The organism is Nocardia neocaledoniensis (assembly GCF_003182135.1).
Taxonomy (GTDB): domain Bacteria; phylum Actinomycetota; class Actinomycetes; order Mycobacteriales; family Mycobacteriaceae; genus Nocardia; species Nocardia neocaledoniensis.
This window is the reverse complement of the sequence record NZ_QGTL01000015.1, coordinates 83,440-100,287: the sequence shown is the minus strand read 5'-3', so window position 1 is coordinate 100,287 and position 16,848 is coordinate 83,440. Positions and strand designations below refer to the sequence as shown.

At 71.2% G+C, this 16,848-nt stretch carries 17 protein-coding genes; 9 read left to right on the top strand and 8 right to left on the bottom strand.

All coding sequences use genetic code 11. The features are described from left to right. The first annotated feature begins 79 nt into the window (after positions 1–79). Positions 80–1,324: a PucR family transcriptional regulator gene (locus DFR69_RS29730; protein ID WP_110040979.1), complete on the top strand. Its 1,245-nt coding sequence runs from the start codon at positions 80–82 to the stop codon at positions 1,322–1,324. Here the strand turns inward: DFR69_RS29730 and DFR69_RS29725 are convergent. Beyond that, positions 1,305–2,165 (bottom strand): haloalkane dehalogenase, encoded by an 861-nt coding sequence (locus tag DFR69_RS29725; RefSeq protein ID WP_110041067.1) that lies wholly within the window; start codon positions 2,163–2,165, stop codon positions 1,305–1,307. The two genes, DFR69_RS29730 and DFR69_RS29725, sit on opposite strands and share 20 nt — an antisense overlap. 148 nt (positions 2,166–2,313) lie before the next feature. Here DFR69_RS29725 and DFR69_RS29720 point away from each other — a divergent pair, with 148 nt between their 5' ends. Then, a complete protein-coding gene (locus tag DFR69_RS29720) occupies positions 2,314–2,634 on the top strand; it encodes a hypothetical protein (protein WP_110040978.1) in 321 nt (106 codons plus the stop codon). On the opposite strand, the gene DFR69_RS29715 is transcribed toward DFR69_RS29720, so the two are convergent. From DFR69_RS29715 to DFR69_RS29705, 3 genes are all read right to left on the bottom strand, one after another. Next, a complete protein-coding gene (locus tag DFR69_RS29715) occupies positions 2,631–4,007 on the bottom strand; it encodes an ABC1 kinase family protein (RefSeq protein ID WP_110040977.1) in 1,377 nt (458 codons plus the stop codon). The two genes, DFR69_RS29720 and DFR69_RS29715, sit on opposite strands and share 4 nt — an antisense overlap. Before the next feature lie 89 nt (positions 4,008–4,096). Then, positions 4,097–4,735, bottom strand: coding sequence for a TetR/AcrR family transcriptional regulator (locus DFR69_RS29710; RefSeq protein WP_244198528.1), 639 nt, complete (start codon positions 4,733–4,735; stop codon positions 4,097–4,099). A gap of 204 nt (positions 4,736–4,939) precedes the next feature. Then, a complete protein-coding gene (locus DFR69_RS29705; protein ID WP_244198527.1) occupies positions 4,940–5,533 on the bottom strand; it encodes a TetR/AcrR family transcriptional regulator in 594 nt (197 codons plus the stop codon). Between DFR69_RS29705 and DFR69_RS29700 the strand changes: the two genes are divergently transcribed. Further along, positions 5,447–6,163, top strand: a complete 717-nt coding sequence (locus DFR69_RS29700; RefSeq protein ID WP_110041064.1) for an MBL fold metallo-hydrolase — start codon at positions 5,447–5,449, stop codon at positions 6,161–6,163. The two genes, DFR69_RS29705 and DFR69_RS29700, sit on opposite strands and share 87 nt — an antisense overlap. Positions 6,164–6,207: 44 nt before the next feature. Here the strand turns inward: DFR69_RS29700 and DFR69_RS29695 are convergent, their stop codons facing one another. From DFR69_RS29695 to DFR69_RS29685, 3 genes are all read right to left on the bottom strand, one after another. Further along, the gene (locus DFR69_RS29695) at positions 6,208–7,005 is read right to left on the bottom strand and encodes an alpha/beta fold hydrolase (RefSeq protein ID WP_110040976.1); all 798 of its coding nucleotides are present in this window, start codon (positions 7,003–7,005) and stop codon (positions 6,208–6,210) included. Positions 7,006–7,086: 81 nt separating this feature from the next. Continuing rightward, positions 7,087–8,682 (bottom strand): FAD-binding protein, encoded by a 1,596-nt coding sequence (locus tag DFR69_RS29690; RefSeq protein ID WP_110040975.1) that lies wholly within the window; start codon positions 8,680–8,682, stop codon positions 7,087–7,089. 89 nt (positions 8,683–8,771) lie between these two features. After that, the gene (locus DFR69_RS29685) at positions 8,772–9,230 is read right to left on the bottom strand and encodes a MarR family winged helix-turn-helix transcriptional regulator (protein WP_110040974.1); all 459 of its coding nucleotides are present in this window, start codon (positions 9,228–9,230) and stop codon (positions 8,772–8,774) included. Between the two features lie 65 nt (positions 9,231–9,295). On the opposite strand from DFR69_RS29685, the gene DFR69_RS29680 reads away from it, so the two are divergent. The 5 genes from DFR69_RS29680 (at position 9,296) to pepN (ending at position 15,319) form a co-directional block, all read left to right on the top strand. Next, positions 9,296–9,862 carry an SgcJ/EcaC family oxidoreductase gene (locus DFR69_RS29680; RefSeq protein ID WP_110040973.1) on the top strand — a complete coding sequence of 189 codons (567 nt, stop codon included), beginning with the start codon at positions 9,296–9,298 and terminating at the stop codon, positions 9,860–9,862. A 68-nt stretch (positions 9,863–9,930) separates the two neighbouring features. Next, complete coding sequence (locus DFR69_RS29675; protein ID WP_110040972.1) at positions 9,931–10,599, top strand: RNA polymerase sigma factor; 669 nt, start codon at positions 9,931–9,933, stop codon at positions 10,597–10,599. Positions 10,600–10,743: 144 nt separating this feature from the next. Further along, positions 10,744–12,297 carry an acyl-CoA carboxylase subunit beta gene (locus tag DFR69_RS29670; protein ID WP_110041063.1) on the top strand — a complete coding sequence of 518 codons (1,554 nt, stop codon included), beginning with the start codon at positions 10,744–10,746 and terminating at the stop codon, positions 12,295–12,297. A 124-nt stretch (positions 12,298–12,421) separates the two neighbouring features. After that, a complete protein-coding gene (locus tag DFR69_RS29665; RefSeq protein ID WP_208644070.1) occupies positions 12,422–12,706 on the top strand; it encodes a GlsB/YeaQ/YmgE family stress response membrane protein in 285 nt (94 codons plus the stop codon). Positions 12,707–12,790: 84 nt separating this feature from the next. Then, positions 12,791–15,319, top strand: a complete 2,529-nt coding sequence (gene pepN, locus DFR69_RS29660; RefSeq protein WP_110040971.1) for an aminopeptidase N — start codon at positions 12,791–12,793, stop codon at positions 15,317–15,319. On the opposite strand, the gene DFR69_RS29655 is transcribed toward pepN, so the two are convergent. After that, entirely contained in the window at positions 15,283–15,678 is a 396-nt protein-coding gene (locus DFR69_RS29655; protein WP_110040970.1) for a RidA family protein, read from the bottom strand. The genes pepN and DFR69_RS29655 overlap by 37 nt on opposite strands. A gap of 127 nt (positions 15,679–15,805) precedes the next feature. On the opposite strand from DFR69_RS29655, the gene DFR69_RS29650 reads away from it, so the two are divergent. Beyond that, positions 15,806–16,780, top strand: a complete 975-nt coding sequence (locus DFR69_RS29650) for a helix-turn-helix transcriptional regulator (RefSeq protein ID WP_110040969.1) — start codon at positions 15,806–15,808, stop codon at positions 16,778–16,780. Positions 16,781–16,848: the final 68 nt, after the last annotated feature.

Below are 16,848 nucleotides of genomic sequence, written 5' to 3'. Positions count from 1 at the left end.
CGCGGCTGAAAAGAAAAGTAGAAGGTGAGCAGTCGCTCAACCTACAGTCGTCCGAACAGAGAACGAGGAGGAGTCGACGATGACGATCCACCTGGACGGCCCACCGACCACGCTGCCGCTGCGCGATGTTCGGATCCACCCCGATCGGCTGATCGGCCGACGCACCGAGGACCACGCCGTGTCCCGGTCTCTGCCCGTCGACGCGGTCGCCGGCGACAGCGTCGCCACGATGTGCGTCGACGTCGTGCGCAGCGCGCTCGACGGCCACGACACCACCGAGAAGATGACCAGGGTCGCGATCGCCGCCGCGGGCTGGGCGCACGACGGCGTCCCGATCGACACCATCCTGCACGCGTTCCACGAGGGGCTGCGGCGCGCCCTGGATCTCGTCGCCGCCCGGCGCGACGACGCGAGCCTGCTCGACGGGTTCCGCACCGCCGTGTCCACCTCGGACCTGTTGTGCACCACCGTGACCCGCGCCTACATCCGGGAGCACCGCGAGGTCGCCGGCGAGCACCACACCGCCGTGCACACCCTCGCCTCGGCGCTGCTGGCCGGTCAGCCGACGGCCACGACGGCCCGTGAGTCCGGAATCGCGGTCGCCGAGGCGTATTCGGTGCTGGCCCTGTGGATCCAAGAGCATCCCGACGAGCGCGACACCAGGATGAACGGCGCCGTCGTGGCCCGGCGCAAGTTGCGCCGGGTGCAGACAGCCCTCGCGCAACGCTGTGGTGAGCGGGCGCTGGCGCTGCTCTCGGTCGACGGCGGCACGCTGCTGATCCCGGCCGATCTGCTGGCCGACGACGAACTCGACGCGCTGGTGGACTCGCTCGCGCGGGCGGCCAGGGTTGACATCATGGCGGCGCTGGTGCCCGCCCGCACGGCGGAGATCCCGGCGGCGGCCGAGCGCGCGCACGAACTGCTCGACATGGTCGAGCGGCTCGACTCCGCGCCCGGCCTGTACCGGTTCACCGATCTGGCCCTGGAATACCAGCTCACCCGGCCCGGTCCGGGGCGCGCGGAGCTCGGTGAGCTGCTGCGCCCGCTCGACGACCATCCCGAGCTGTACGAGACCCTGCGGGTGCACATCGCCAACAACATGAACCGGCAGCGCACCGCCCGGCTGCTGCACATCCACACCAACACCGTGGACTACCGCATCCGCCGCGTCGCCCAGCTCACCGGCGTCGATCCCACCCAGTGCTCGGGGCTGTGGCAGTTGCGCTCGGCGATGATCGCGCGCAGCTTCCACACCCGGCCACCGCGCCGCCGCTCGCGTCCCGCCGAGCAGGGCGCGCGTCAGCTCACGGGAACCGCCTCCTGATCGCCGCGGCGATCTCGGCCGGGGCGTTCTCCTGGACGAAATGCCCCGCGTCCGGCAACTCGACCACCTCGAGGTCGGTGAACGCGGCCCGGACGCGGGGCAGGCAGTCGGCGGGCCGGAACACCCTGTCCCGCATCCCCCACACCGCCAGCGCCGGCTTGTGCCCGAGCGTGGCGGGCACCTCCGTGGCCAGGCGCGCCAGCAGCGGTCCCGCGGCACGGATCTCCCCCGGTGTCACGGCGAGCGCCTGCCGCGCCGCCGGATCGGGCTGCACGCCACGATAGTGGTCGGCTTCGGCCGCGCTGAGCTCGCGGCGCAGGTCCTTCAGCAGGACCTGTTCGACGAGGAAGTTGCGTTCGAGGATCCGGCGGCGCATCGGCGCGGTGCTCATGATCGCGCTGAAGGCGCGGTTCACCTTCGCCGTCACCGGCCAGAACACCGTGTTGCCAAGGACGATTCCCCGGATGCGCTCGGCCCGGGCGGTGGCGGCGCCGAGCCCGATGGGCCCGCCCCAGTCCTGGCCCATCACGACGACGTCGTCGAGGCCCAGGTGATCCATCAGCTCGCCGAGAACCGCGGTGTGCTCGGCGATCGTATAGCCGAATCCGGCCGGGCGCTCCGACAGCCCGAAGCCGAGCTGGTCGACCGCGACGCACCGGTAGCCGTCCCGCAGGTCCCGCACCAGGTGCCGGTAGAGAAAGCTCCACGACGGCGCGCCGTGGCAGAACAGCAGCGCCGGCCCGGCGCCCTCGTCGATGTAGTGCACCCGGCCCGCGGACGAGTCGAACCAGCGTGAGTCGAACGGATACAGGTCCCTGTCGGGAACGAAATCGATCGTCATCATGCCCCTCCCTCCCCTCGACCCTAGTGCCCTTCGCGCCGGCGCGGGTTGTCGGGTTACACGTGGTGGCGACAGCCACGTCGTACCTTGGCGCAGAACAATTTCCATCGCCGCCCGGCCCGGCGCCCGCGCCCTATCGTCAGCAGTCATGGCAGATCCCACCGCCGATCGGCACGGCACCGGACCCGATCGCACCTCCCTCATCGTCTCGATCGCGATCCAGGTCGAACTGGCGCTGCTCGGTCGACCCGGCACGACCACCCACCTGCTCATGGACCGGCTGGCCGCCGCCGCGGGCGGGTGTGCGGCGCAGGGCATCCCGTTCGAGCGGGTCGACGGCGACGCTCAGGAGGCGCTGACCCTCGCGGCTCCCGACATCGGGGCCGAGTTGCTGGGTGAGCTGCGCGCCACCGTCACCGCGGCGCTGGCGCGGGGGTACCGCGGCGAGGATCCGGCCGTGGAGGTCTAGCGCCCGGCCGCTCGCCAGGCGGCGATCTCGCGGCCCAGCTCGGTGCTCGGGGCCTCGTCGTAGAGCCATTCGCGGGCCAGCCGGTGCCAGTTGCTGGTCGCCTCGATCTGGCCGAGCGCGGTGAGGGTGAACAGGTCGGCGCGGCGGGAGAACACGTGCTGGGGCGGCAGCAGCAGGTGCCGGACGTCGTGGTGCTCGGTGGCGCGCGGATCGGTCGCGAGCACCACGGCGCTGGTCGCGATCTCCGGGGTGACGGTGACCTCCTCGTCGAGCAGATGCCAGCCGGTCACCGACCACACGTACTCCAGGCAGTCCTGCGCGCTCACCGGCCCCCGCGGGTCGACGATGCCGTGTTCGGTCCACAGCCGGTACACCTCGTCGGCGCGGAAATCCGCTGCCGCGCAGAGCACCTGGCGCTCCAGCTCCAGATGCGCGCGGTCGATCGTGTTGTAGAGGCCGAAGTCGACGAAGCCGACGCGGCCGTCCTCGGCGAGCAGGATGTTGCCCGGATGCGGGTCGGCGCAGTACTCGCCGTCGACGAACATGCCGGTGATGTAGAACCGGTACACCAGCTCGCCGATGCGATCCCGATCGGCCGCGGGCAGCGCGCGGATCTGCTGGAACGCCCTGCCTTCGACGAAGTCGGTGACCAGCACGTTGTCGGTGCAGAATTCGCCGATGCTGTCCGGCACCGTGATCAGCGGGTGGCCGCGATAACGGTCCGCGACCCGGTGCTGGGTGCGGGCTTCGCGCCGGTAGTCCAGTTCGGCCGTGATGTTCCTGGCGATCTCGTCGAGCACATCGGTGTCGGCGGCGGTGGGCAGGAACGATTTCCACAGTCCGCTGAAGAACTGCAGGTTACGCATGTCGGCCCGCACGGCCTTGTCGACGCCGGGATACTTCACCTTCACCGCGACCAGCCGTCCGTCGTGCAGGCGGGCCCGGTACACCTGGCCGATCGAGGCCGAGGCCACCGGTTCCGGATCGAAATCGGCGAACACCCCGCCCAGGCGGCCGAGGTCGGCCTCGATGACCGCCTTCATCTCGGCGAAGGGCACCTGCGGCGCGCTGTCGAGCAGTTCGGCCAGCTTCACCCGGAACATCTCGCGATAGTCCTCGGGGATCAGGTCCAGATCCAGCACCGACACCATCTGGCCCAGCTTCATCGCCGCGCCCTTCATGCCGCCGAGCACCGTGACGATCTGCTGCGCGGCCCGCAGCGAGGACCGCTGCGCCAGCACCGAGCGGGCCTGCTCCGTGCGCCCGATCATCGCCAGGCGGGTCCCCACTCCTCGCGCGGCCTGCCCGGCCGCCAGACGTCCCAGCCTGGTCCCCCGCGAGACCCGTCCCGTCGGTACCCGTCGCTCCGCCACATTCCCTCCTCGCGTCGGACCCACATTCTGCCGCCGCACGGACCGATCGGTATCACTTCGGGCAGGTTTCTGTGACCGGTCACGCCGGCTCAGGGCGCCGCGCTCTCGCGGGCGGCGACTTCGGCGGCCAGCCAGGTGCCCATCATGCGGGCGGTCATGGCGATGGCGTCGACCCGTTCCCGCTCCGACACCTCGTCGGCCGCGGCCCGCACCACCGCGGCGAAGCCGGTGTTGATGAAGACGAAGGCGACGGTGTCGAGGTAGCGATCGTCGGCCGGGCCGAGCCCCTGGATGAGCACGACCTTGACGATCAGCCGCAGTCGTTGTTCGAACTGCGGCAGCCCGGTGCTGTAGAACTGCACGCCGCCGATCAGCGCGCGCAGCAGCGCCGAGTTCGCCACCAGGATGTCGGCGAAGATCGCCAGGATCTCGCTGACGATCCCCGCGCAGTACTCGGCCGTGACCTCCGTGCGCGGTCCGGCGAATTCGAAGGCGCGCGCGGTGAATCCGCGTTCCAGATCGGCGAGCAGGCGGTCGAGCAGTTCGTCGACGATCACCGATCGATCCGCGAAGTAGCGGTAGAGCGTGCCGATGCTGACGCCCGCCTCGGCGGCGATGCGGTTGGTCGAGGTCTGCTCGACGCCGTGCGCGCCGAACAACTCGGCGGCGGTGTCGAGGATGTGATCACGGGTCTCCCGCGCCCGGTCCTGGGAGGGCTGTCGCCGCACCTGGCCGGACTGCTTCCGTCTGTTCGTCGTTCTGGGCGGCACCGAAACCTCCAAACCAGCGCCCGGGGAGCTGAAGCGTCCCCCACCCTAGGAGACCCGCGGCGGTGACGGAGCCGGTCCGGTGGGTCGGATGTCGCGGGATTGTCGCCGGTGACATGGCCCGCGCCGAAGCCGCTGTGAACCCGCTCGAGAACCGCGGGCTGGTCAGCCGAAGACGGCGATGAGGCGTCGGCTGCGGGCGGCCATCGCCTCGGCGCTCTCCTCGGGATGACGCTGCCACCAGGACACCATCGCGCCGACCATGCCCATCCAGACCTCGGCCATGGCGGACAGGTCGGCCGGGTCGGTGACGCCGCGGGCCATCAGGACCGCGGCCGATCCCCTGGCGGCCTGTTCGGCGATGCGGCGCCGCGCGGCACGGGCGGCCTCGGCGGCGGGTCCGTCGGCCGGGTGGGTGCGATCGGTCAGCACGTTCCACTGGTAGGGCCGCTCGGCCAGCACCCCGAAGATCGCGACCAGGGTCGCCTCGGCCATGGCCAGTTCCGGCGGGCCGGCCAGGACCGGTTCGACGGCATCGGCGATGTCCTCGCCCACGCGCGTCACACAGGCCGAGTAGAGGCCGTCCTTGGTCCCGAAATACGAGTACACCAACGGTTTCGAGACACCGACGCGTTCGGCGACCACACCGAGCGAGAGCCCCGCGTAGCCCACGTGCGCGATCTGCTCGGCCGCGGCGGCCAGGATCTGTGCCTCACGCTGCGCACGCGGCATCCCCTTGGTCCCCACGGTTCGCGGCATGCGGTTGGCCTCTCCTCGCCCGTCCACGCGGCAGCCGGAACCGCCGCTGTACAACCGGTAATTTACCAAGACCCGGCATTCGTTCAATTCCCGCGCGACCTCATCACCCACGATCACGAAGACCATGTCGACATCGGCCGAGTCGCCTCGGCCCTCACCAGGAATCCGAGCAGCCGCGTGCTGGCGCCGGCCGGCGTCGTGGACAAGCTGGCCGAGGCGGGCGCGGAGACCGGGCGACTCGAGGTCGCCACGGCGGACGCGCCCTTCGAGAGCGCGGGCGTGACAGTGCGGTCGATCGTGGGTGAGCACGCCGCGATCCACTCCTCGCTGCCCGAGTCGCCGAATGTCGCCTATCTGATCGACGGCCGGATCCTGCATCCCGGTGACGCGTTTCCCGCGCTGCCCGACAGCACCCTCCTGGACGTGCTGTTCCTGCCGGTGAGCGGGCCGTGGATGCGCTACGCCGACGCCGTGGACTACGTCACCGCGACGCGGCCGGGTCTGGTCGTGCCGATTCACGACGGCGACCTCAACGAGATGGGCCGCACCCTGACCGACCAGCTCGCCGGACTCCTGCCCGAGGGCATCCGCTACCAACGCCTCGACAGCGGCACGCCTGTCACGGTCTGAGCGTCGGCCTGGTCCCCGCGCCGAGCAACGGCACCGCACGAGACCTATCGGCGCCGAACGTGATTCGTCGACGCGTCGATGAGGATCGGGAGCAGAGCCTTCGCGTTGACCATGTGGTTCTGGCCGGAGAGGGCGCGGTAGGTCGCGCGAGGGATGGCGGCGGCCAGCATGCGGGCGACCTCGTCCAGGCCCGGCGGGTTCTTCTCCCCCACGAGCACCTGGACCGGCAGGTCGATCGCGGTGAAGCGGTGTACCGGTGGGAGGTCCTCGGTGAGGGCGATGTCGTAGCGCAGGGTCGGGGCGAGGGCCTTCATCGTGCGCCAGCCGGGCATTAGCGGCAGCAGGGCGACGAAGGCGCGCGGCATGCCGATGCCGCGCAGGAACGCCTTCAGCGCCCGGCCGTGCGCGCCCTCGTCGAGCAGCGCGGCCACCCGCGCCGCCAGCCGGGCGTAGGAATCGCGCTCGGCCGCGTCGTGCACATAGGAGGCGTCGTAGACGACGACCGCGTCGACCTTGTGCGGCAACCGGACCGCGGCCTCGAGCGCCAAGGCGGCGCCGGAGGAGTGACCGTAGAGGATCGCGTGCCCGCCCGCGGCGTCGATGATCGCCTCGATGTCGTCGACCTCGCGGTCCACCGACCAGGGCGCGGTGTCGCCGCTGTCGCCGCGGCCGCGCCGATCCCAGTGGTGGACGGTGAACGCGGTGGCGAACACCCTGGCGTCGGCGGCGACCGGCCGGAACCGCCGGAAGCAGGTCGCGCCGGTGATCGGCACCAGCGCGGGCCCCGCGCCGAGCACGTCGTAGGCGAGGGTGGTGCCGTCCTTCGACCGGACAGTGGGCATCGTCGGTTCTCCCTTCGACCGGACCCGACGGCCGGTCTACCCGCTAGGACGGGTCCGGGCGGGCGAACTCATCGGCGCCGCTCAGCCGAGCTTGGCGCTGTGGGTGCCCGCGCGCCGTCCGGAGAACACGCAATCGGCCAGCGAAAGACCGCTGACGTAGGAGTTCGCGCAGATTCCGACCGCCGCCCGCCCGGCCGCGTAGAGCCCGGGGATGACGCCACCCTCCTCGGCGCGCACGGCGCCGGTGTCCTCGTCGACGAGCAGGCCGCCGAGGGTGAGCATGGGCATCGGATAGGTGAGGCGGGCGGTGAACGAGATGTCCAGGAGCGCGACGGGTCCGGCGCCGATCGGGCGGCGCAGATCGGCGGGCTTGCCGAAGGGGTCGGGCAGGTTCCTGGCGATGGCCTCGTTGTGCGCGTCCACGGTGGCGCGCAGGGCCGCGGCGTCGATGCCCGCGCGGGCGGCGACGTCCTCCACCGACCCACCCGCGACGCGGCCGAAACGCAGCAGCCGTTCGGTCTGCATCCGCTGGAACCACACCGACTGCGGCCCGATCTGCGCGCGCGCCTGCGCCTCCAGCGCGGCGTCGACGAGCAGCCAGGCCCGGTGGCCGGGCGCGGCGGCGATGGCGGCGCCCAGCGCCGCCCCGTAGCGGGATTCGTCGATCATGCGCTCGCCCAGCGCGTTCACCGCGATCGCGCCGAACATCGCGCTCGGCGGCGCGATGAACCGCCAGGTCGACAGCGCGTCCATCTTGCCGGTCGCCGCGCCGATGTCGGCGGCCATGGTGATGCCGCTGCCGTCGTCGCCCGCGGTGCCGAGCGGCAGGCCCTGCGCCCACGGATAGCCCGGCGCGTGCTCGGCCACCATCGCGCCGTTGGCGATGAACCCGCCCGTGGTGAGCACGACCCCCGAGCTCGCGTGGATCCGCACGCGGGTGCCGTGCCTGCGCTCGATCCGCGCCAGCAGCAGCTCCATCGCGGCGCGCAGACCCTGGTGGTACACACCGGGTTTGGCGGAGACGCGGGCCAGCGCGGCGAAGCGGCGGCGCACCAGCGCGGGCGCGCCGTCGAGGGTGACGGCCTCGACCCCGATGACCCGACCGTCCTCCACCACGAGACCCGTTGCCCTGGTACCGGTTCGGACGTGGACCCCGTGCCGGGCCGCCGACGCGGCGAGCGGCCCGAACAGCGCCTTGCCCGAGACGCCGGGACCGTGCGTGCGGTGCCCGCGCTGGCGCGGGGTCGCGAGTTCCCGGTAGCCGCCGGAGTTCTCGCTGCCGGAGTAGTAGAGGTAGTAGTCGTCGGTCGGGTACGAGGTCTTGTACGGGCACAGCGACGGCTGGAACGGCACGCCGTGACCGGAGAGCCAGTCGATCATCGCCGGGGATTCCTCGCAGAACCGGCGCAGGGTCTCGGCGCTCACCGCGTCACCGACCTCGGCGCGCAGGTAGGCGAGCATGTTCTCGACATCGTCGTCGACGCCGGCGGCCCGCTGCACCCAGGTGCCGCCGCCCGCGTACACGATGCCGCCGGACAACGTGGTCGCGCCGCCGCCGAGGTAGCGGTCGAGCGCGAGGACGTCCGCCCCGGCCTCGCACGCGGCCAGCGCCGCGCTCACTCCCGCGCCGCCGTATCCGACGACGACGACATCGGCTGCACAATCCCTGGTCCGCACTGACCTCCACCTTTCGAGCGGCCGCACTGGGGAGGCCACCCGAAAGAAACTATAACGTGTTCTAGAAATTCACCCGGCGATCCGATCACCTAGGTCAGGCCACGCACCCGGTCGATCTGCGCCTGCTGAACCGCGCGCGCGGTCGTCAGGAAGTCGTCGATCACGGCCAACTCGGCCGGACCGTAGCGCGCGAGCGCCTCGGCGCCGGCCCGGCCCACCGGCACGAAGATCTCCGCCTCGGCGGCACGAGCCTCGTCGGTGGCCTCGACGAGAACGCGACGACGATTGCCCGGGTCGCGGGTGCGCGCGACCAGGCTCACGCGTTCCAACCGGTCGATGACGGTGGTGGTGGCCGCCGGACTGAGCTTGAGCGCGGCACTGAGCTCACCAGCCGGCAGCGGACCGGTGGCCAGCACGATGTCGAGGCAGCGCAGGTCGGTGCGGTTGAGGGCGAGACGCGCCGCCGCGACCTCGTCGAAGGCGTCGAAGCTCTGCTGCAGCAGCCGGATACCCAGGAGGATCTCGCCGAGATCTACATCTTTCGACATTCTAAACTTTCGGTTATCGTAACTTTCGTTGGTCGAATTCATCGTAGCCCGAAAAGGAAGCCGCCATGCGCACCACCACCGATCCCACCGCGAGCACCGTCGCCCCGCTGCGCGCCACCTCCACCGCGACACAGGTCGTCACCGCCGCGCCGGATCCTGCCGACGACGTCGCCCTCGCCGCCCTCTTCGACGACTTCCTGCGCGCCTGGACCGCGGGCGACGCCGCCGCGTTCGGCGCGCTGTTCACCGCGGACTCCGACTACGTCTCCTACGACGGCAGCGTCGCCAGGGGCAGACCCGCGCACCAGCACAATCACGACCAGCTCTTCCGTGGTGTGCTGACCGGCTCGGCGCTGGTCGGCGACCTGGAATCGGTGCGCCATCTCGCGCCAGGCGTGGCGCTTCTGCACGGCACCGGTTCGGTGCTGATGCCGTGGCGGTCACGCCTGCCGCGGCGACGACTCTCCCGGCAGACCATCGTGGCGGTCCGCACCGCGCACGGCTGGAAGATCGACGCCATCCACAACGGCCGTGTGCGCCCGATCGGCATCCCGGCCCCGGACTCCCCGCCCGCCAGGATGTCGCGGCTGCTGACGCGGATCGCCCGGGCGCTCGGCCTTGGTCGCGCCTGAGAATCGCCGCGCGCGGCGGGCTACAGTGAGCCGTCAGCACCCCGCCGCGACGAGAGCGAGGACAGCGCGTGGACGGCCGGTCCGCACTCCCCTCCGACGACGAGCTGGTGCGACGGCTGCGCCGCGGTGATGAAGCCGCGTTCGCCCTCGTCCTGTCCGCCTGGTCGGGATCGATGCTGCGGCTGGCGAGGTCGTTCGTGGCCACGCCGGCCTCGGCCGAGGAGGTCGTGCAGGACACCTGGCTCGCGGTCGTGCGCGGGATCGACGGCTTCGAGGGCCGCTCCTCGGTCAAGACCTGGGTGTTCCGCATCCTGGTCAACACCGCGAAAAAGCGTGGCATCAGGGAACATCGGACCATCCCGTTCGGCAGCCTGCTCCCCGAGGACGACGGCCCCACCGTCGATCCCGACCGCTTCCGCCCCGCGGGCGACCCGTATCCGGGACACTGGCGGCCCGGCGAGCAGCCGCAGCGCTGGTCCGACCCCGAGGACGCCGCCGAACGCGGTGAGATCGGCGCGGTGATCGCCCTGGCCATGGCCGAACTCCCCGCCCGCGGCCGCGTCGTGCTCACCCTGCGCGACGCGGAGGGTTATACCGCCGACGAGGTCTGCGCACTGCTCGGCCTCTCCGCGGGAAACCAGCGGGTGATCCTGCACCGGGCCCGCGCGGCCGTCCGGGCCCGGCTCGAGGAGTACTACCGCGCGGCGGGCGAGCGCCGTACCCGCGTGGACCCGTGACGCGCAAGATGTCGATCTTGTTCGGAGTACGCGAAGGTTCGGCGCTTCCGCTGTGACCTGTCCCTGGTGCCCGCCGCAACGGCGTGCGCCGCACCGATTCCGCCTACCGTCGCCTGCAGGCACAGCAGGAAGGTGGCAGCGGGCGTGGTGGGTACCAAGGCGAAGCTGGAGGAACTGGTCGACATTCTGGCGATCGCGGCGGAGCCCGCGGGCGCGGCCGGTGTGGCCAAGCGGGAGAAGAAGGGCGTGCCGAGTGTGCGCGAGCGCCTGACCATGCTGCTCGACCCCGGCACCTTCCTCGAGACCGGCGCCCTGGCCAGGCAACCCGATCAGCCCGATGCCCTCTACGGCGACGGCCTCGTCACCGGCCGTGGCCTGATCGACGGCCGTCCGGTCGTGGTGATCGCCCACGATCAGACCGTGTACGGCGGGTCCGTCGGCGTCACCTCGGCGCGAAAGTTCATGCGCGCCTTGAAGCTCGCGTTCGACAGCGGCTGCCCCGTGGTGACCATCAACGATTCCGGTGGCGCGCGGATCCAGGACGCGGTCGGCTCCATCGCCTCGTTCGGCGACATCTCCCGCGTACTGGAGAAACTGTCCGGCTACGTGCCCCAGGTCTCGATCATCCTGGGCAAGTGCGCGGCGGGATCGGTGTACGGGCCGATCAACACCGATGTGCTCATCGGCACCAAGGACTCGTACATGTTCGTCACCGGCCCCGAGGTGATCAAGGCCGTCAACGGCGAGGACATCTCCGCCGAGCGGCTCGGCGGAGCGCAGGTACAGGCCGAGCGCGGCACCCTGCACCATGTCGCCGAGACCGAGAAGGACGCCTACGAGTGGGCCAGGGCCTACCTGAGCTACCTGCCGACGAGCTGCCTCGAGCCCCCGCTGATCGTCAATCCCGGCCTGGAACCGGAGGTCACCGCCACCGACCGCGAACTGGACGCGATCATCCCCGACTCCGATCGCGCCGGCTACGACATGCACGAGATCCTGCTGCGAATCTTCGACGACGGCGAATTCCACGAGATCAGGGCCGCGTTCGCGCCCAACCTGATCACCGGCTTCGCCCGGGTCGACGGCCACCCGGTCGGCGTCATCGCCAATCAGCCGCTGGTGCTCGGCGGCTCCATCGACGCCGCCTGCTCGGACAAGTCGACCTACTTCATCCGCCTCTGCGACGCCTTCAACATCCCGCTCGTGTTCGTCGTCGACACCCCGGGGGTGTTGCCGGGGCTCGACCAGGAGGACGCGGGGGTGATCATCCGGGGCGGCCGGGTGCCGCGCGCGATCATCGAGGCGACGGTGCCGATCATCAATCTCGTCGTCCGCAAGTCCTACGGCGGCGCCTACGGCATGATGGCGGCCCGCCAGGTCGGCGCCGACATCAGTTTCGCCTGGCCCACGGCCCGCATCGCGGTGATCGGCGCCGAGAGCGCCGTCGACCTCATCGGCAAACGTCAGCTGGCCGCGGTACCGGAGGAACACCGCGCCGCGGCCCGCGAATTCATGATCAACCAGTACAACGAGACGGTCGCCACGCCCTGGATCGCCGCCGAACGCGGCTACATCGACGCGGTCATCGAACCGTCGAGCACCCGGCTCGAGATCCGCCACGCGCTGCGGCTGCTGCGCGACAAACACCCGCTCACCCCGGAGTTCAACCCACGCAAACACCCGATCTACCCGATGTGACCCGGCGTCGGGTCGGCAACGGTTGGGCAACGCCGAGGCCACGATGCTTCTCCCCTCGCCCGCGGCGCGAAATGATCGAGGGAACCGGCACTTCCCGGCACGGCACTACGTGGAGGTACGAGCGATGTGGAATGCGATTGTTCAGATCTGTGGGTTCCTGATCATCGGCGCGGTGGTCGGTGTGCTCGCCAGGATGCTCAAGCCGGGTAAGGAGAACATGAGCATGGGGATGACCCTGGTGCTCGGGATGGCGGCCGCGCTCATCGCGGGTGTCGTCGCGAGCCTCATCGGCGTCGGCTCCATCACCGAGCTCAACTTCTGGGGCTTCGTGCTCGCCGTCATCGCCGCGGTCGTGTTGCTGTTCGCGGCCGAATCGATGGGCGCGCGCAAGCATCCCCCGGCGGCCTGATCCCCGCGTCACCCGAACCCCTCCGGCCACGGCCGGAGGGGTTTTTCCGCTGTCACGCCCGTTCTGCTGGCAGGATCTCCAGGTGTGAACACCGCGAATCTGACCCGTGCCGAGACCGCCGCGCGATCGGCCGCGGTCACCGTCCGTGACTACCGGGTCGAGCTCGACCTGTCCGGCGCGCGCGACCACGACCGCGCCGGCTTCACCACCACCACGACCGTCACCTTCGACGCCACCGGTGACCGGACCTGGCTCGACTTCCTCGGCCCCGCGGTGGAATCGGTGACCGTGAACGGCCAGGCGGTGCCCGTCGATTACGACGGCGCGCGGATCACCCTGCCGGGGCTGGCCGCGTCGAACGTGGTCGTCGTGCGCGCCACCGGCGCCTACAGCCGCTCGGGTGAGGGTCTGCACCGGTTCCGCGATCCCGTCGACGGCGAGACCTACCTCTACACCCAGTACGAACCCGCCGACGCGCGCCGGGTCTTCGCCTGCTTCGAGCAACCGGACATGAAGGCGCCGTTCATCTTCCAGGTGACCGCGCCGGTCACGTGGTCGGTGATGTCGAATCGGGCGGCCGTGGGGGTCGTGCGCCACGACGACCAGCAGACGGTCGAGTTCGCCCCCACCCTGCCGCTGTCCACCTACATCACCGCCATCGCCGCAGGCCCCTACCATCGCGTCGAATCCGTATGGCAGCGTGGCGAACTCACCATCCCGCTCGGCGTGCTCTGCCGCGCGTCGCTGGCCGGGTACCTGGACGCGGACACGATCCTCGAGGTCACGAAGCAGGGCCTGGACTTCTTCGCCGAACACTTCGACTACCCGTACCCGTGGGGCAAATACGACCAGATCTTCGTTCCCGAGTACAACCTGGGCGCCATGGAGAACCCGGGCCTGGTGACCTTCACCGAGGCCTACGTGTTCCGCGGCGCTGCCACCGCCGCCCAGTACGAGGGCAGGGCCAACACGATCCTGCACGAGATGGCGCACATGTGGTTCGGCGATCTCGTCACCATGGTCTGGTGGGACGACCTGTGGCTCAAGGAGTCCTTCGCCGACTACATGGGCGCGCTGGCCGGCGCGGAGGCCACCGAGTGGACCGACGCGTGGGTGGCGTTCGCGAACCGGCGCAAGGCGTGGGCGTACCTGCAGGACCAGCTGCCGACCACGCACCCGATCGTCGCCGACATCACCGATCTGGAGGCGGCCAAACTCAATTTCGACGGCATCACCTACGCCAAGGGCGCCAGCGTCCTCAAACAGCTCGTGGCCTACGTGGGACGGGCGGAGTTCTTCGCGGGCGTGCGCCGCTACTTCCGGACCAACGCGTTCGGCAACACCACCCTGGCCGATCTGCTCACCGAGTTGTCGGCGGAATCGGGCCGGGACCTGACGGGCTGGGCCGAGGCCTGGCTGCGGACCTCGGGGGTCTCGACGGTGTGGTTCGACGGCGCCGCGATCGTGCAGACCGAGCCGCGGCCGCACCGGCTCGACGTGGGGCTCTACGACTTCGACGACGCGGGCGCGCTCGTGCGCCGCGACCGCGTGGAACTCGAGCTGGCGGGCGAACGCACGCCGGTCACCCTGCCGCCCGCGCCCCTGCGGCTGCTCAACGACGGCGATCTCACCTACGCCAAGGTCCGCCTCGACGCCGAATCCCTGGCCACCGTGGAACGTTCGCTCGATCGCGTCACCGATCCGCTGGCGCGCGGATTGATCTGGTCGGCCCTGTGGAACGCCGCCAGGGACGGGGAACTGGCCGCCGAGCGCTATGTGGAGATGGCCCGCGCGTTCGCGCCCGCCGAACCCAACACCGCGCTGCTCTCGGCGGTACTGGCCAACGCCGCCTTCGCGATCGGCCATTACCTGCCGGCGCCGGCGCGGGACCGGTGGCGCGGCGACTGGCTCGAATCCTGCTGGGCGAGCATGTATTCCGCCGAACCTGGCTCGGGCGCCCAGCTCGCGTTCGCGCGCGCGAGCGCCCTCGCCGCCACCGTCGACGGCCGCCGCGCCGACGACATCGCCGCGATGCTGCGCGGCGAGCGCGCCGCGCCCGATGGCCTGCCGCTCGACCCCGACCTGCGCTGGCTGTGGTGGACCGCGCTGGCGGCCACCGGCGCGGCCACCGCCGCCGACCTGGACGCCGCACTCGCCGACGACGACACGGCTTCGGGCCGGACCGCCCACCGGCGCGCGCTCGCCGCCCGGCCCGACGGCCAGGTCAAGGCCGACGCGTGGACGACGGCACTCGGGGACACCACGCTCACCAACGATCACCTCGACGCGGTCATCGACGGCTTCCGCGCCGGGGCCCGCCGAGATCTGCTGGCCCGCTACGACTCCGACTACTTCGCCGCCCTGCGCACGATCTGGGACCACCGCAGCATCGAGATCGCCCGGCGCCTGGTGGTCGGGCTGTTCCCCGCGAGCGAGTCGCTCGAGCCCGTGGACGCCTGGCTCGCCGAGCACGCTGACGCGCCGGCGGCCTTGCGGCGCCTGGTGCTCGAGCAGCGCGACCACCTCGCCCGCGATCTGCGCGTGCGCGGTGACGCGCCGCTCGGCGCGGCGCCGGGTCAGGCGACCGCGGTCGCCTCCAGCTCCACCAGCTGACCGGGGACGGCGAGCCGGGTTACGCCCAGCATCGTCATCGCCGAGGCCACCCCGGCGGCGCCCAACCGCGCCCCCAGCACGCCGTAGTGCTGGAGGAGCAGGTCGACGTCGGTGGTGTACACCGCGAGCTTGACGACATTCGCCAGCGACATCCCGGCGCCGGCGAGCACGGCCTCGACATTGTCGAGACTGAGCGCCACCTGCGCGGCCATGTCACCCTCGTGCTGAGGCTTGCCGTCGGCGTCCATCGCGGTCTGCCCCGAGCAGTACAGCGTCCTGGTGTGTCCGGCGACCAGCTGGCCCTGGTCGAATCCCAGTTCGACCGACCAGGTCACGGGGTTGATCGCCGTCCGTTCCACAGCCACTTCGGCTCCCTTCGATCCGGCGCCCCACCGGCCCGATGGCCGATGTCGGTGACGCCGTGCCGGTGAGCCTGCCCGGCAATCACGACATCCTGTGTCGGGTATTTTCGCTAGAGTTCCGCGCATGCGCGCCGACCGATTGGTCTCGCTGGTACTGCTGCTGCGCCAGCGTGGCCGCCTCACCGCGACCGAACTGGCCGCCGAGCTCGAGGTGTCCACCCGGACCGTCCTGCGCGACATCGAGGCGCTGTCGACCGCGGGCGTTCCGGTGTACGCCGAACGCGGCAGGCACGGCGGCTTCGCGTTGCTGCCCGGGTTCCGCACCGAGCTCACCGGCCTCAACCACGACGAGGCCCTCGCCCTGCTCATCGCCGGATCACGGCGCGGCGCACAGGCTTTCGGCCTCGGCTCGGCGCTGGCCTCGGCGATGCTCAAGGTCGTCGACGCGCTGCCCGCGAGCTATCGCGAGACCGCCGCCGACGTCGCCGAGCGGCTGCTCATCGAACCCGAGACCGACCTGCTGTCGCGGCGCGTGGTCACCGAGGAGGTCCCCGGCGACGTGCTGGCCGAGATCCGGCGCGCGGTCTTCGCCGGGACCAAGCTGCGCATCCACTACGCGCCCGCGGGCCAGAGCGCGCGCTGGCGCACCGTCGACCCGATCGGCCTGGTGATCGTGCGTGATCGCGGCTACCTGCTGGCCACCCGGTCCGGCGCGGACCGCACCTACCTGCTCACCCGGGTCCGCGCGGCCGAAGCGCTCGACGAGGCGGCCCAGCGGCCGGACCGGGTGGACCTGGACCGCGCCTGGCAGGAACGTGGCGCGCGGTTCCGGGCAGGCGGGGACCAGCTCGCGGTGCGGGTCAGGGTGGCTCCCTCGCGGCGCGAGGAACTCGTCGGCACGGCGGTGACCGTCCACACCGAAGCGGTCGACCCGGACGGCTCGCTGCTCCTGGAGCTGTCGTTCCAGGACTTCCGACACGCCGAATGGGCGCTCTGGCAACTCGCCAGCGACGCCGAGGCTCTCGACCCACCCGCCCTGCGTGCGGCCCTGCGAGAGCGTGCCGCCGCGCTCGCCGACCGGTACGCGCCGTCGCCCTGAGGACGATCCAGCGTCCACGGAGTTATCCTCGACAGGAGGCGATCGCAGCAGCGCGTCGCCGCGAGGAC

Excerpts from the sequence above, each read along its gene's own strand:
- DFR69_RS29725 (WP_110041067.1), bottom strand. The coding sequence starts at position 2,165 with ATGACGATCGATTTCGTTCCCGACAGGGACCTGTATCCGTTCGACTCA.
- DFR69_RS29665 (WP_208644070.1), top strand. The coding sequence starts at position 12,422 with ATGTGGAATGCGATTGTTCAGATCTGTGGGTTCCTGATCATCGGCGCG.
- DFR69_RS29650 (WP_110040969.1), top strand. The coding sequence starts at position 15,806 with ATGCGCGCCGACCGATTGGTCTCGCTGGTACTGCTGCTGCGCCAGCGT.
- DFR69_RS29720 (WP_110040978.1), top strand. The coding sequence starts at position 2,314 with ATGGCAGATCCCACCGCCGATCGGCACGGCACCGGACCCGATCGCACC.
- DFR69_RS29680 (WP_110040973.1), top strand. The coding sequence starts at position 9,296 with ATGCGCACCACCACCGATCCCACCGCGAGCACCGTCGCCCCGCTGCGC.
- DFR69_RS29730 (WP_110040979.1), top strand. The coding sequence starts at position 80 with ATGACGATCCACCTGGACGGCCCACCGACCACGCTGCCGCTGCGCGAT.
- DFR69_RS29685 (WP_110040974.1), bottom strand. The coding sequence starts at position 9,230 with ATGTCGAAAGATGTAGATCTCGGCGAGATCCTCCTGGGTATCCGGCTG.
- DFR69_RS29695 (WP_110040976.1), bottom strand. The coding sequence starts at position 7,005 with ATGCCCACTGTCCGGTCGAAGGACGGCACCACCCTCGCCTACGACGTG.
- DFR69_RS29705 (WP_244198527.1), bottom strand. The coding sequence starts at position 5,533 with ATGCCGCGAACCGTGGGGACCAAGGGGATGCCGCGTGCGCAGCGTGAG.